Raw genomic sequence first — 14,024 nt, 5'->3', positions numbered from 1 at the left:
GGCTGCGGGGAAATCAGAGGTTTTTCTTGGCCAGCTTGCCCGGCTCGACGCCAAGCTGCTTGAGTTTGCGATACAGGTGGGTGCGTTCGAGTCCGGTTTTTTCCGCCACCCGCGTCATGCTGCCCCCTTCGCGCCCCAAGTGGTGTTCGAAGTACATGCGCTCGAAGGCGTCGCGCGCTTCGCGCAGGGGCAAATCGAAACTGAGCGAATGGCCGTGCGCCTCGCCGACAGCAACACCGCCCATGCGCGGCGCCAGAGCGGCGCTTTGCATCGACGGCGAGGCGAACATGCCGACGCTGTTGGGCGCATGGTGTTCTTCCGGTTGCGCTGGCGCCAGCAGGCGGCTCGCTGCCACCACCGGCGCGCGCGCCACTTCCTGCGCCCGCGTCAAGCCCTGCTGGACTGCCTTGAGCAGCTTTTGCAGGGCAATCGGCTTTTCCAGGAAATTGAGGGCACCGATGCGGGTTGCCTCGACCGCCGTATCGATGGTCGCGTGGCCCGACATCATGATCACCGGCATCGTCAACAAGCCGTCGCGCTGCCATTCCTTGAGCAGGGTGACGCCGTCGGTGTCGGGCATCCAGATGTCGAGCAGCACCAGGTCGGGTGCGCCGGCATTGCGCGCATCACGCGCTTGCTGGGCGTTTTCGGCGAGTTGAATTGCGTGGCCTTCATCGCCGAGGATTTCCGAGAGCAATTCACGGATCCCCATTTCATCATCAACTACAAGAATGTTTGCCATCTCTTATCCTGCCTTCACGATATAACGCCGAAAAGGCTGCGTGGAACGCAGCCGTCGAAAAGCCATGTCACCTGCGATTGTATGGTTGATTTTACCTTTAAGGCAAACTTGCAGGCTCAGGCGCTAACTTTAACAGCAAAATAAGCACCGCCGCACCAGTTCCATCCTGGCGATTGTGAATATCGATACGGCCGCCATGCTCATCGATTATCTTTTTAACCATCGGCAATCCCAGGCCGGTGCCGCGCGCTTTTGATGTCACATACGGTTCAAACGCGCGCGACAAAATCTTCGGCGCGAAGCCCGGGCCATTGTCGACGATGGCAAGACGCACGGCGCTCGCCTGGCCGCCTTCGGCGCTATCGAAATGGATGGTCTCGGTGCTGACATCGATGCGCGGCGGCGGCGCCCCCGCTTCGCGCAGCTGCTCGTTCATCGCATCCTGGGCATTTTGCAGCAGGTTGTGGATCACCTGGCGCAGCTGGGTGGCGTCGCCCATCACCGCCGGCAAGTCGCGCGCCAGCGAGACGTGGATGATGTCGCTGTCGTCGCCGGCCAGGTAGAGGTCGAGAATCTGGCGGATCAGGCCATTTAAGTGCAGCGGCTCGAGTACCGCCGGCGGCGCCTTGGCGTAATCGCGGAAGTCGTCGACCATGCGCTTCATGGCGTCGACCTGGTGGACGATGGTGTTGGTGGCGCGGTTGAGTAATTCGAGATCGGCGCCAACCACCTTGTGCTCGAGTTTCATCTGCAGGCGCTCGGCCGACAGCTGGATCGGCGTGAGCGGGTTCTTGATTTCATGGGCCAGCCGGCGCGCCACTTCGCCCCAGGCCACCGAGCGCTGCGCCGAGATGACGTCAGAGATATCGTCAAACACCACGATGTAGCCGTTACCGGCGCCGACCGGCAGGCGCGAGCCGCGCGCCAGCAGGGCGATGTCATGGTCGTCGCTGGTGCCCTGGCGACGCGGGATTTCAATCTCCCGTTGCCAGTGGCTGCGCTGGGCTTTTTTTGCAGCGGCCGCGGCGCCGGCGGTCTGCGCGCTCTGCGCCGAAAAGGCCCGCGTGACGGCGTCGGCAAACACCCCCAGGCCATCGATGTCGTGCAGCGCGCGGCCCAGGTAGCGCTGGCCGCTGGCGTGCATCAGAATGCGCTCGGCGGCATCGTTGGCGCTGACGATAATGAATTCGGCATCGAGCACGAGCACCCCCGCCGACATATTCGCCAGCACCGATTCGAGGTGGGCCTTGGCGCTTTGCAGGTCGGCGCGGTTGCGCTCGACGGCGCTCCTCGCTTCGAACAGCTGGCCCGTCATGGTGTTGAACGACTGCGTCAGGGTGCCCAGTTCATCGCGCGTTTGCACGATCGGGCGCGGCGACAGGTCGCCCTCGGCCACCGCGCGCGTGCCTTCGGCCAGCACCAGCAACGGTTGGGCCAGATTCGAGGCGATCAAAAATGCGCTGGCGATGGCGCCGAAAATCGCCAGCAGCAAGGTCAAGCTGAGCGTTTCGATATACATCTTGCGCAGACCCAGGCGGGCGACGAAGCGGGTCTGGTATTCCGAGTAGGCGTTGCGCAGCACTTCGGCATTGGTGGCCAGGTTGACCGGCACCGATTGCAGCAGTTGCAGGTAACGCGGCGCGATGCCCGGTGGGTCAGGCACCAGCAGCACCACCCGCAGGCGCAGGCCGGTGGCGGCGTCGAGCGCGTCCGGCGCGACGTTGGCAGCGCTGGCGGCAGTGGCGGCAGTGGCGGCACTGGCCGCATTGGCGGCGGCAGCGCTGTCCGTAAAATCGCGCTCCAGTCCCCCTTCGGACTGGGCAAAGCCGCGCGGCATGGTGGCCTGCTTGAGCATCGCCATGGTCGGCAGATCGCCCACCAGATCGACCTTGCGGCTGTCTGACGACGACGCCAGCAGCACGCCGTTGGCATCGACCAGCATGGCGCTTTGCATGCCATCCTGTTCGTCGACCACGCGGTTGAGAATGACCTGGGTGGCCGGGCGGTCCTGGCCCGACATGGTCAGCGCGGCGACATTGGCCTGCGCCCCCAGTTCGGTGAGCGCCTGGTCGAGCGCGGCCACGCCCAGATTCAAGCCCGATTTGAGGGCCGCTTCGATCTTGACGTCGAACCACGAATCAATCGAGTGGGAGACGAACTGCACCGAGACGACGAAGATCACCAGTCCGGGCAGGATGCCGATGGCGCCGAACAGCAGCACCAGGCGCGACATCAGGCGCGAGCCGAACTTGCCGGCGCGGTAGCGTGAATACAGGCGCCACAGCGCCACCACCACGAACACCACCAGCATGGCGGCCACCGCAGCGTTCAGGCCCAGCAGCCACGAATAATAGCGGTCGAAAAATCCCGAGTTGTCGGACGCCGACGCCAGCAAAAACAGCAGAATACTGCCGATCGCACCGCCCACCATCACGCCGTAGCGCAGGGTTTGTTTCACCGGCTATTCCGCCCTGTACGTAAAGGTTTTGCGGCCGGAGCTCAGCTGCCAGCCAGCGTTATTGATCGCATTGACCTGCAACGGCTTGAGCAGCGCCTGGCGGTCCATGAACATGCGCAGGCTGACATTGTAGGTCTCGCCGGGCTTGAGCGCGCCGCGCGGACCGATCACCCAGCGCCCGGGGCGGCGGATGGTCAGCAGTGCTTCGTCGAGTGTGGCATAGCTCTGGTAAATACTGCCGGCCGCCTGCACATTGTATTTGCGCATCAGCGGGTTGTACCAGATATTCACGGTGCGCCGCTCGGCAATCGCCTTGTCGTCGGTCCAGTACCAGCGCGGCCGGGTCAGTTCGACTTCGGTGGTAAACGACAGCTTGATGCCGGCCTGCAGGGCATCTTCGAGGTCATGGGTGAGCTCGAAGCTGTAACTCGACTGCAGTTTATAGCCCTCGTCGGTGGCCTCGATGTGCGCATGGACGATGTCGACCGTATCGGCCGCCAGCGCCTGCGCACAAGCGAACAGCAACAGCAGCTGGCAGGCGAGGAGTCGAAGAAATCGGGTTGTCACAAGGGGACCGGAGCCTTAATAAATACGTATCAATCAAGACCGGTCACGCAGCACGCTTCTGGAACAAGGCGTAGAACAAGCCGTCGTGATCCTCGGTGGCGCCGCCGGTCGGCAACAGCTGGCCGGGCGCCTCAAGGCGCACGGCGCCATGGCGGACCGCGAACGCCGCCGCTTGCGCCTCCGACTCCTGGGGCCAGAGCGAACAAGTCACGAACAGCAATTTACCATCGGGTCGTAGCATCTGCCAAAGATTGTCGAGAATTTTGGCGGAAAGTGTTGCAAGTTGGAGCGCGTCACCCTTGCGGCGCAGCCAGCGAATATCGGGGTGGCGGCGGACGATGCCCGAGGCCGTGCACGGCACATCGGCGAGGATGCGGTCATAGCCCTGGCCATCCCACCACACGGTGGTTTGCGCTTCGAACGCTTTCAGGGTGGCCGTCAAGCCGAGCCGCTGCAGATTGTCTTCGACGCGCAGCAGGCGCTTGGGATCGGCATCGATGGCGGTCAGAGCGAGGTCGGCCAGTTCGAGCAGGTGGCCGGTCTTGCCGCCGGGGGCGGCGCAGGCGTCGAGCACGCGCATGCCGTCAGCGACGTCGAGCAGCGGCGCGGCCAGCTGGGCGCCGGCATCCTGCACCGAACACAGGCCCGCTTCGAAGCCGGGGATCAGCTGCACACCAATGGGTTTGTCGAGCCGCACCGCCGAGACGCCAATGCGCGCCGCGCCGATGCCGGCTGCCGCCAGCATGGCAAGGTAAGCGTCGACGCTGACCTTGCGGCGGTTCACCCGCAGGGTCAGTGGCGGCTGCGCGTTACCGGCGGCCAGGATCGCCTGCCAGTGGTGCGGATAGGCGGCGCGCGCCGCATCGATCCACCACTGCGGGTAATTCCACTGCGCCACCGGCTGCTGCAGGGCGGTGGCCAGCAGCGCCGCGCGCTCGCGCAAAAAGCGCCGCAGCACGGCGTTGACCATGTTTTTGGCGTGCGCCATGTCGGGGTGGGCGGTCGCCACCGTCACGGCCTGGTCGACCACGGTGAAGGCTTCATACGGCGCCTCGGCGCCATCGATGGGGTCGATCAGGGTGATCGCGCAGCATAGCAGGGCGGCTAACATCGGTGGTTCCGGCTGCTTGGTGGTCATCAGGCCAAGCAGGGTCTCCGAGCGGCCCAGCTGGCGCATGGTGCGGTAAGCGATATCCTGGATGGCGCCGCGCGCCTGCGGCGTCGCCTGGGTGACACCGAAGGCCGTGGTCAGCGCCTGCGGCAGCGTGGTGCCGCCGCGCACCTGGGCGACGGCATTGGCGGCGCCGAGCAGGCACAGAGCCAGCGAATCGGTTTTCAGGCGCGGCAGATAGCCGGGCTGCAGCACCGGCTTGACGTCGTAGCTGGCGCGCAGCGAATCGGCTGAGAACTGCGCTGGCGCCGGTGGCGCAGGTGCGCGCTGCCCTGCCGGCTGCACCGCCGGCTGCACTGCGCGCTGCGCTGCGGGTGGCCGCGCTGGCGGCGCGCTGGTGCGCGGCGCTGACGGCCGTGCTGGCGCGGCCCGCTTCGGTCCACCCCACTTGCTGGCGGCGCTCCCGGCTGGAGTGGCGCCGGCGGCGGCAGGCTTGATCGATAACGTGGGGCGCTTGGCTGTCATGGGTGTCTTTGCATGGGCGCGCTGACCTGACGGACAGCGTGCGGGAAGAAAGGCGCCATTTTACCGGGTCTGCCACGGCGGCCGCGCAAAACAGGCGTTTTATTGGGCAGCACGCCTCCTCTGTTTTATATTAGGCAACACAAATGCACACCGCCAAACCAGTATAATGGGGTTGTTTTGTGCGCCGCTCCAACGCTGGCGCTGACAGCGGCGTCGCCGCTGTTCCCTGACTCACCCTGACCGATTGTTTGCCCATGCTCGCCCAACAAAAAAATGCCATTGTCGCCCTGATCCAGGCCGCCCTCGCTGCCGTCACTGCCGGCAGCGGCCCCACCCCGACCGTGGTGCTCGAGCGCCCGCGCGACCCGTCGCACGGCGACGCCGCCTGCAATATCGCCATGCAGCTGGCCAAGCAGCTGAAAATGAACCCGCGCCAGCTGGCCGCCGACATCGTCGCCGCCGTGCTGGCCAACCCGGCCGCCGCCGGCCTGGTCGAGTCGGCCGACGTCGCCGGCCCCGGCTTTATCAACCTGCGCGTGGCCGCCAGCGCCAAGCAGGCGGTGGTGCGCAGCATCATCGAACAGGGCGAACAGTACGGCCGCAGCGACGCCGGCGCCGGCCAGCAAGTCAATATCGAATTCGTCTCGGCCAACCCGACCGGCCCCCTGCACGTGGGCCACGGCCGCCAGGCGGCGCTGGGCGACGCCATGGCTTCGCTGTTTAGCGCGCAGGGCTACGAGGTCACCCGCGAGTTTTATTACAACGACGCCGGCGTGCAAATCCAGACCCTGGCCAATTCGGTGCAGGCGCGCCTGAAAGGCTTTAGCCCAGGCGACGCCGGCTGGCCCGAGTCGGCCTACAACGGCGACTACATCGCCGACATCGCCGCCGACTTCAAGGCCGGCAAAACGGTCGCCTGCAGCGACAGCGCCGCCGTCACCGCCAGCGGCGACATCGACGACCTCGAATCGATCCGCGCGTTTGCCGTCACCTACCTGAGGAACGAACAGGACATCGATCTGCAAGCCTTCGGCGTCAAGTTCGACAATTATTTTCTCGAGTCGTCGCTGTACAAGGATGGCAAGGTCGAGCAGACCGTCGCCGCCCTGATCGCCTCCGGCAAAACCTTCGAAGATGGCGGCGCCCTGTGGCTGCGCAGCACCGACTACGGCGACGACAAGGACCGCGTGATGCGCAAGTCCGACGGCACCTACACCTACTTTTTGCCCGACGTCGCCTACCACGTCAACAAGTTCCAGCGCGGCTTCAGCCAGGCCATCAACGTCCAGGGCAGCGACCACCACGGCACCATCGCCCGCGTGCGTGGCGGCCTGCAGGCAGTCGGCATGGGTATCCCGCAGGGCTATCCCGACTATGTGCTGCACAAGATGGTCACCGTCATGAAAGACGGCGAAGAAGTCAAGATCTCCAAGCGCGCCGGCTCTTACGTCACGGTGCGCGACCTGATCGAGTGGTCCGGCAATGGCGACATCGCCCGCGGCCGCGACGCCGTGCGCTTCTTCCTCATCTCGCGCAAGGCCGACACCGAATTCACCTTCGACGTCGACGTCGCCCTGAAAGAAGGCGACGAAAACCCGGTGCTGTATGTGCAGTATGCGCACGCACGTATCTGCAAGATGCTGGCCAACTGGCACAGCGCCGAACCGGGTGCGAACGAAGCGACGCTGGTCGACGCCGACCTGTCGCCATTGACGGCACCGAGCGAGACGGCGCTGCTGGCAACGCTGGCCGACTACCCCGACATGCTCGCGCGCGCGCAGCTTGAACTGAGCCCGCACCAGGTGGCGTTTTATCTGCGCGAGCTGGCAGCGAATCTGCACAGCTTTTATTTCGCCGAAAAAGTACTGGTCGACGACGAGCACATCAAGCGCGCGCGGCTGGCGCTGGTGGTGGCCACGCGCCAGGTGCTGCGCAACGGCCTGGCGATGATCGGCGTGTCGGCGCCGGAGCAGATGTAAACAGTCCGCGTCCGCGCGTACCCTAACCCCAGTCAAGGCACCCATGCGAATTGCACCCATCGCCGCGCCACCGGCGCGCCAGCAAGGCTCCACCCTCACCGGCCTGATCATCGGTCTGATCATCGGCCTGGCGATTGCCGTCGCCGTCGCCCTCGCCATCACCAAGGGAGCCACGCCATTCACCGACAAGCAGGCCAAGCCGGCGCGGCTGGACGTCGCCCCCGGCCAGGTGAGCGATCCCAACAAGCCGATGTACGGCAACAAGGAATCGCTGCGCGAGGCCAACAAGCAGTTCGCCGACAAGCCCAAGGCCGCGCCACAAGTTACCCCTGCGCCAGCGCCGGCGCCGGCGCCGGCCGCCGCCGAGGCGGACCCGCTGGGCAAGGTCATCGCCGGCCTGAAAGACCCGGCCGACGCCAAACCATCCAGGGCAGCGCTCGCCGCTGACCACGAACTGGCGCGCGTGGCCGCCGCCCGTGCCGATGCCCAGGACGACAGCAAGGTCACCTACTTCCTGCAGGCCGGAGCCTTCCGTGAAATGAGCGACGCCGAAAGCACCCGCGCCAAGCTGGCCCTGCTCGGTTTTGAAGCGGCCATTTCCGACCGCACCAGCGACGCCGGCGTGCTGCACCGCGTGCGCGTGGGCCCGTACGGCCAGGTCGAAGCGATGAACAAGGCACGCGCCAAACTGATCGACGCCGGTGTCGACGTCGCCATCGTACGCAACCAACGTTAAGGACTGACCATGCGCTTATTTCCTCATCTGCTAGGCGCCGCCATGCTGACCCTGGCCAGCCTGCTGCCACTGTCGGCCGGCGCCGCCGATTTCAAGAACGGCGCCGACTATGTCACCCTGCCTGAAGCGCAAAACACGGACGCCGCCGGCAAAATCGAAGTAACCGAGTTTTTTGCTTACTACTGCCCGCACTGCGCGCGCTTCGAAGCGCCGCTGCAGGCATGGGTCAAGAAGAACGCCGCCAACATCGTGTTCCGCCGCGTGCACGTCTCCGGTGGCGGCCCGGTCGCCATCCAGCAGCGCATTTTTTATACCCTCGAAGCGCTCGGCACCCTCGAACAAAACAACCAGAAAGTGTTCGACGCCATGCACGTCGAACGCAACCGCCTGGCCACTGACAGCGCCGCTTTCGACTGGGCCCAGCAGGCCGGCATCGATCGCGCCAAATTTATCGATGCGTGGAATTCATTCGGCGTGCAGGCCAAGCTGCGTCGCGCCAACGCCATGATGGCGGCCTACCGTATCGACCAGTGGCCGATGGTGGCGGTCGATGGCCGCTTCATGACCTCGCCCGCGCAAGCGAGCGAAGGTGACCCCAGCCTGCAATCGGAAGACCAGATGCAGCTGGGCGCCCTGCGGGTGATGGATTTTCTGATCACCAAAGCGAAAACAGAGAAGAAATAAACATGGGTGCGCGCCTGTCCGCCCCGGCGATCGCCGCCCAGCGCGCCACCAGCAGCGCCGTCCACATCGAGGTGGTGCAGGAGACGGGATCGACCAACGCCGACCTGATGGCGCGCGCTATGGCTGGCGCCCTGCCCGCGCTGCTGATCGCCGAACACCAGACGGCTGGCCGCGGCCGCGCCGGCCGCAGCTGGCTGGCAGCGCCGGGCGACGCCCTCACCTTTTCGCTGGCCTGGCGCTTTAGCGGTGGCGCCCAGCGCCTGGCCGGCTTGCCACTGGCGGTCGGCGTGGCGGTGGCCGAGGCTCTCGCCCGCCTCGACGTGCCGGTGCAGCTCAAATGGCCGAACGACGTTCTAAAAGACGACGGCAAGCTCGCCGGCATGCTGATTGAAACGCAGAGCACCGCCGGCGCCACGCTGGCGGTGATCGGCATCGGTCTCAATTTGCTGGTGCCGGCCGCGCTCGAGCAGCAGATCGGCCGCGCAGTCGCCGCCGCCCCATGGCTGGCGCGCATGGACCGCAACACCCTGATGGCCGCGCTGCTCGACGCCCTGGTGGAGGCCTTGTCGGCCTTCGAGCTGCACGGTTTTGCGCCCTTTGCGGCGCGCTGGAATCAATACCATGCGTGGGCTGGCCAGCCGGTGCGCATCGTCGACCATGGCGCCACCTTGCAGCAGGGTGTGGCGGCCGGCGTCGACGACAGCGGTCGCCTGCTGCTCGACACCGCCGACGGCCGCGTGGCCATTTCCGCCGGCGACGTCTCGCTGCGACTGGATGTGCGCTGATGCTGCTGCTGATCGATTGCGGCAATACCCGCGTCAAGTGGGCGTTTGCGCGCACTGACGCCGAAGCAGGTGTCTGGCTGGCGCACGGCGCCGTCCTCCACGCCGAGCTGGCCACCCTGGCCGCATGCTGGCGCGCCAGCGGCCTGCAAGCGCTGCGCGCGCTGATGTCGAACGTCGCCGGCGCCGCCATCGGTGCCGCCGTCACCGCGCAATTGCAGCAGTTCGCCCCCGCCATCGCGCTCGATGCCTTCGTCTCGCTGCCAGCCTGCGCCGGCCTGCGCAACGGCTACCGCAACCCGGCCCAGCTGGGCAGCGACCGTTTCGCCGCCGCCATCGGCGCGCACACCCTGTACCCCGGACGCGCCGTCATCATCGCCACCTGTGGTACCGCCACCACCATCGATGCCGTCAACGCCGACGGCGTCTTCATCGGCGGTATGATCGTGCCGGGGCTGGGCCTGATGGCCAGTTCACTGGCGCGCAATACGGCGCAGCTGCCGCAAGTGGCAGAAAACCGCGCCATGCCGAGCGGCTTTGCCGACAACACCGATGACGCCATCGTGGCCGGCTGCATCGGCGCCCAGGCTGGCGCCATCGAACGGGCGGTGGCGCTGTTGCAGGCCGATTGCTGCCTGCTGTCGGGCGGTGCAGCCCCCTACGTCGCCCCGGCCCTGCGACTGCCCTACCAACTGATCGACAATATCGTGCTGCTTGGCCTGCACGCAGCCTCGCTTTCGAAAGAATAGACCGTGCTTAAATTCGCCCTCTGGTTTTTGCTCGCACTAAATGCGGCGCTGCTGGCCTACAGCCAGGGCCTGCTTGGCTACGGCGGCGAAGAACACGAGCCGGCGCGGCTGCAAAACCAGCTCAATCGGGGTGCCTTGCGGCTGCTGCCGGCGGCAACCGCGGCGCCAGTGACGGCGGCGGCGACGGCGCCCGCCGAGAGCACCGCGCCAGCGCCCGAGCCTGCACCAGCGCCAGCAACGACCATCGCCTGCATCGAAGTGGGCAGCTTCGGCGCCGCCGAAGGGCGCCGCTTTGAAAACCGGCTGGCGGCGCTCAAGCTGGGCCAGCATGTCAAGCGCTTCGCCCTTGAAAGCGCCGACCCCACCAGTTATATCGTCTACATTCCAGCGCAGGCGAACAAGGAAGCGGCCGAGCGCAAGGCGAGCGAGCTAAAAAGTCTGGGGGTCAGCGATTATTTCATCATGAATGACGCCTCGCCCATGAAAAACGCCATCTCGCTGGGCGTGTTCAAATCAGAGACGCTGGCGCAAACGCTGCTGGCCACCCTGGTCAAACAGGGCGTGCACAGCGCCCGCATTTTGCCACGCGGCGGCGTGCCGGCGCGGCTGGCGTTCCAGTTCCGGGACATCGACACCGTTGAGCGCGACCGCATCGCTGAACTGGCGGGCAGTTTTCAGGATGTGGCCAACAAGGCCTGCAAATAAGCCTCGCCAAGGATCATCCAAGATCGTTGCTGACCGCTGCGCTCAGCGCGCCCTCAAAACAGGTACGACAGATTGACCGCCAGGTGCGACACCGAAGCATCCTGCGCCGCCGGCCGTGACTTGGGGGTGAATTTTTCCGACGTCAGGCGCAGGTTGGCCCACAGCTGCGGCGCCACCTGATAGCCGATTTCGAAGGATTTCCCGGTGGCGTTATTGAACTTGATGGTCTGGTCGCTGCCATCGATGGTGGCCTTCACCGTCGGCGACAAAATATAGCCGAGGCCAACGCCAAAGCGCAGCGTTTCCATGCCGGTGTAATAGACCATCGCATCGAGCGGCACCCGCGTGAAGCGGGCATGGGCGTTGCTGCCGGCACGGGGATCGAACTGGTAGCTTGCCACCAGCGTGGCCATCACTGGATAGTCGGTCGCATGCCAGGCGACGCCGCCGCCCGCTTCAAAACGGCCACCGCCGTGGATGCGAACCGGGGCGCCACTGGCCGTTTTGGCCACCTGCCAGTCATCGCCGCCATAGGTCAGCGCACCCGTGGCCACCGCCTGCAAGGCACTGGCGGCGCTGGCCGCAGAACTGAGCGCCAGACTGCTGGCAAGGATGAGCGTTACCTGCAAAAACAGTTTTTTCAAAACAGACTCCTGATGGATTGCGGATGGATTGCGGATCTGCCGCCAAGCGATGTGTCGGCAGATGTTCAGTTGACCGGTGCCGTGCTGGTGCGGCGTACCACCAGCGCCTTCACTGCCAGCCCGGCCGGCAGCGCGGCGGCAGCCTTCTGCGCCTCTTCGCGGCTGGCAAACGGGCCGCCAAACAGGCGGTGCAAGGCGCCCGCCTGGACAATGTCGACCACGCTGACGACGCCGGTGGCGAGCACGCGGGCGCGCGCTTCGGCGGCATTCGCCGCCTGGCTGAAGGCGCCCAGCTGCAGGTAAAAACCGTCGGCGGCGCTGCCAGTGCCGGCAGCACTACTGGTGCTACTGGTGCTACTGATGCTACTGGTGCTACTGGTGCTACTGCTGCTACCGGTGCTGCCAGCGCTACCGCTGCTCACCACGGCCGGCGCCATCGTCTGCACTTGCGCCATCGCCACCGGCGCCGACACCAGCGTCGATGGCGCCGCCTCGCCGAATGCCGCCACCTGCACGCTGCTCGGCTGGCGCGGCATGGTCGCCAGCGCTTCCGGTTCCGGCGCATTGCGGCGCGTGCTGGCGCGCCGCGCCGGATCATCTGGCAGCAGGCGTTCCACCTGCACTTCGTGGCTGCCCTTGCCCAGCAAGCCCAGTTTCAGGGCCGCCGTGTACGACACGTCGATGATGCGGCTCGAATGGAAGGGGCCGCGGTCATTGACCCGCACCACCACCGATTTGCCCGTCTCCAGGCTGGTCACCCGCGCATACGAGGGAATCGGCAGGGTCGGATGGGCTGCCGACATCTGGTACATATCGTACGGTTCGCCCGACGAGGTGCGCTGGCCATGAAATTTTTTGCCATACCAGCTGGCCACGCCGCGCTGACTGAACGTGCTGTCGACGCCCAGCGGCGTGTAGGTCTTACCGAACACCACGTAAGGCCGGTTGCCATAGCGCGACGGCAGCTCGCTCTTGACGATGGGGTCGGGGACGTCGTACAGGCCCGGCGGCGGATTGTCGCCAGGGCCGTCGTCCAGATAGTAGCCGCCGCGGCCGGAGCCGGCCGACGGCATCACCGGCAGGCGCGGATCGAGCGCCGGGTGGCGCGCCGACGGCGTCGCCGGCGCCGCCACCGGCGCCATCTTGATACGGCCATCGCTGGCGCAGCCACTCAATACCAGCGCGACGACGCCGATGATGGCCGCTACGGGCGGCAGCGCGCGGCTCATGTTTGCACCAGCTTGCGGTTGTGCTGAATACTCATCAGGATGCCGGCGCCCAGGCCCAGCGTGCACAGCGCGGTGCCGCCATAGCTCATGAACGGCAGCGGTACGCCAACCACCGGCAAAATGCCGCTGACCATGCCCATGTTGACGAAGGCGTAGGTGAAAAAAATCATGGTGATGGCACCGGCCAGCAGGCGGGTGAACAGGGTCGGCGCATTGGCGGCGATCATCAGGCCGCGGCCAATGAGCAACAGGTAGAGAAACTGCAGGAACAGGATGCCGACCAGCCCGTACTCTTCGGCGAACACCGAAAAGATAAAGTCGGTGGTGCGCTCGGGGATGAATTCGAGGTAGGCCTGGGTACCCTTGTGATACCCCTTGCCCAGCACGCCGCCGGAACCGATGGCAATCGTCGACTGGATGATGTGAAAGCCCTTGCCGAGCGGGTCGGAGGTGGGATCGATCAGCGTCATCACGCGCTCGCGCTGGTAATCGTGCATCACCGACCACGCCACCGGCAGGCTGGCGCCAGCCGCCGCCACCAGTCCAAGCAGTGCCTTCCACGACAGTCCGGCCAGGAAAATCACGTAAAAGCCCGAGGCCAGCACCAGCAGCGCGGTGCCAAGGTCGGGCTGCTTCATGATCAGGCCGACGGGGATCATCACCAGCACCGCCGCTAGCACGAAGGAATGCCAGCGCAGCATGCCCGAGCGCTGCTGAAAAAACCAGGCCAGCATCAGCGGCATGGCGATCTTCATGATCTCCGACGGTTGAATGTCGAAGCCGATGTGCAGCCAGCGGCGCGCGCCCTTCTTGATCACGCCGAACATGAATACCGCCAGCAGCAGCGCCACGCCAAAGGTATAAATGGGCACGGCAAAGCGCATCAGCGTCTGCGGCGGCACATTGGCCGCCACCCACATGACGACGAAGGCCAGCACGATGTTGCGCACCTGCCCTTCGACGCGGCCGGGGAAATCCATGCCGGCCGAACTCAGGGTCAGTAATCCCGTCGACAGCAGCAGGAACAGGATGATGGCCAGCGGACCGTCGAATACGGTGAAGTAATGGCGTGTGCGGCGCCACAGCGAACGGCGTTCCTGGAAAGCGCTCATA

At 65.6% G+C, this 14,024-nt stretch carries 13 protein-coding genes; 6 read left to right on the top strand and 7 right to left on the bottom strand.

Going from position 1 to position 14,024, the window contains the following annotated elements:
- Positions 1-13 precede the first annotated feature (13 nt).
- From ACP7BZ_RS07865 to rsmB, 4 genes are all read right to left on the bottom strand, one after another.
- Entirely contained in the window at positions 14-742 is a 729-nt protein-coding gene (locus tag ACP7BZ_RS07865; RefSeq protein ID WP_426111785.1) for a response regulator, read from the bottom strand.
- Between the two features lie 97 nt (positions 743-839).
- Entirely contained in the window at positions 840-3,200 is a 2,361-nt protein-coding gene (locus ACP7BZ_RS07860) for an ATP-binding protein (protein ID WP_426111783.1), read from the bottom strand.
- 3 nt (positions 3,201-3,203) lie between these two features.
- The gene (locus tag ACP7BZ_RS07855) at positions 3,204-3,767 is read right to left on the bottom strand and encodes a DUF4390 domain-containing protein (protein ID WP_426111781.1); all 564 of its coding nucleotides are present in this window, start codon (positions 3,765-3,767) and stop codon (positions 3,204-3,206) included.
- 43 nt (positions 3,768-3,810) lie between these two features.
- Complete coding sequence (gene rsmB, locus ACP7BZ_RS07850; protein WP_426111779.1) at positions 3,811-5,403, bottom strand: 16S rRNA (cytosine(967)-C(5))-methyltransferase RsmB; 1,593 nt, start codon at positions 5,401-5,403, stop codon at positions 3,811-3,813.
- 254 nt (positions 5,404-5,657) lie between these two features.
- Between rsmB and argS the strand changes: the two genes are divergently transcribed.
- Genes argS through ACP7BZ_RS07820 form a run of 6 tightly spaced genes read left to right on the top strand, consistent with a single transcriptional unit; the run spans position 5,658 to position 11,038 of the window.
- Entirely contained in the window at positions 5,658-7,382 is a 1,725-nt protein-coding gene (gene argS, locus ACP7BZ_RS07845; RefSeq protein ID WP_426111777.1) for an arginine--tRNA ligase, read from the top strand.
- 43 nt (positions 7,383-7,425) lie between these two features.
- Positions 7,426-8,118: an SPOR domain-containing protein gene (locus tag ACP7BZ_RS07840; protein WP_426111775.1), complete on the top strand. Its 693-nt coding sequence runs from the start codon at positions 7,426-7,428 to the stop codon at positions 8,116-8,118.
- A 9-nt stretch (positions 8,119-8,127) separates the two neighbouring features.
- Positions 8,128-8,802: a thiol:disulfide interchange protein DsbA/DsbL gene (locus ACP7BZ_RS07835; RefSeq protein ID WP_426111773.1), complete on the top strand. Its 675-nt coding sequence runs from the start codon at positions 8,128-8,130 to the stop codon at positions 8,800-8,802.
- A 2-nt stretch (positions 8,803-8,804) separates the two neighbouring features.
- The gene (locus ACP7BZ_RS07830) at positions 8,805-9,587 is read left to right on the top strand and encodes a biotin--[acetyl-CoA-carboxylase] ligase (RefSeq protein WP_426111771.1); all 783 of its coding nucleotides are present in this window, start codon (positions 8,805-8,807) and stop codon (positions 9,585-9,587) included.
- Complete coding sequence (locus ACP7BZ_RS07825) at positions 9,587-10,333, top strand: type III pantothenate kinase (protein WP_426111769.1); 747 nt, start codon at positions 9,587-9,589, stop codon at positions 10,331-10,333. Before ACP7BZ_RS07830 ends, ACP7BZ_RS07825 begins: the two co-directional genes overlap by 1 nt.
- 3 nt (positions 10,334-10,336) lie before the next feature.
- Positions 10,337-11,038, top strand: coding sequence for an SPOR domain-containing protein (locus tag ACP7BZ_RS07820; RefSeq protein WP_426111767.1), 702 nt, complete (start codon positions 10,337-10,339; stop codon positions 11,036-11,038).
- 53 nt (positions 11,039-11,091) lie between these two features.
- On the opposite strand, the gene ACP7BZ_RS07815 is transcribed toward ACP7BZ_RS07820, so the two are convergent.
- From ACP7BZ_RS07815 to rodA, 3 genes are all read right to left on the bottom strand, one after another.
- Positions 11,092-11,682: a hypothetical protein gene (locus tag ACP7BZ_RS07815; RefSeq protein ID WP_426111765.1), complete on the bottom strand. Its 591-nt coding sequence runs from the start codon at positions 11,680-11,682 to the stop codon at positions 11,092-11,094.
- 65 nt (positions 11,683-11,747) lie between these two features.
- Complete coding sequence (locus ACP7BZ_RS07810) at positions 11,748-12,911, bottom strand: septal ring lytic transglycosylase RlpA family protein (RefSeq protein WP_426111763.1); 1,164 nt, start codon at positions 12,909-12,911, stop codon at positions 11,748-11,750.
- Positions 12,908-14,023 carry a rod shape-determining protein RodA gene (rodA, locus tag ACP7BZ_RS07805; protein WP_426111761.1) on the bottom strand — a complete coding sequence of 372 codons (1,116 nt, stop codon included), beginning with the start codon at positions 14,021-14,023 and terminating at the stop codon, positions 12,908-12,910. The genes ACP7BZ_RS07810 and rodA overlap by 4 nt, the downstream gene beginning before the upstream one ends.
- Between the last annotated feature and the right edge of the window lies 1 nt (position 14,024).

Origin of the sequence: Massilia sp. PWRC2 (assembly GCF_049896725.1) — a bacterium.
Lineage (GTDB): Bacteria > Pseudomonadota > Gammaproteobacteria > Burkholderiales > Burkholderiaceae_D > JAFCUW01.
Note: the sequence above shows the minus strand (reverse complement) of the source record. Positions and strands in the feature narration are given on the sequence as shown.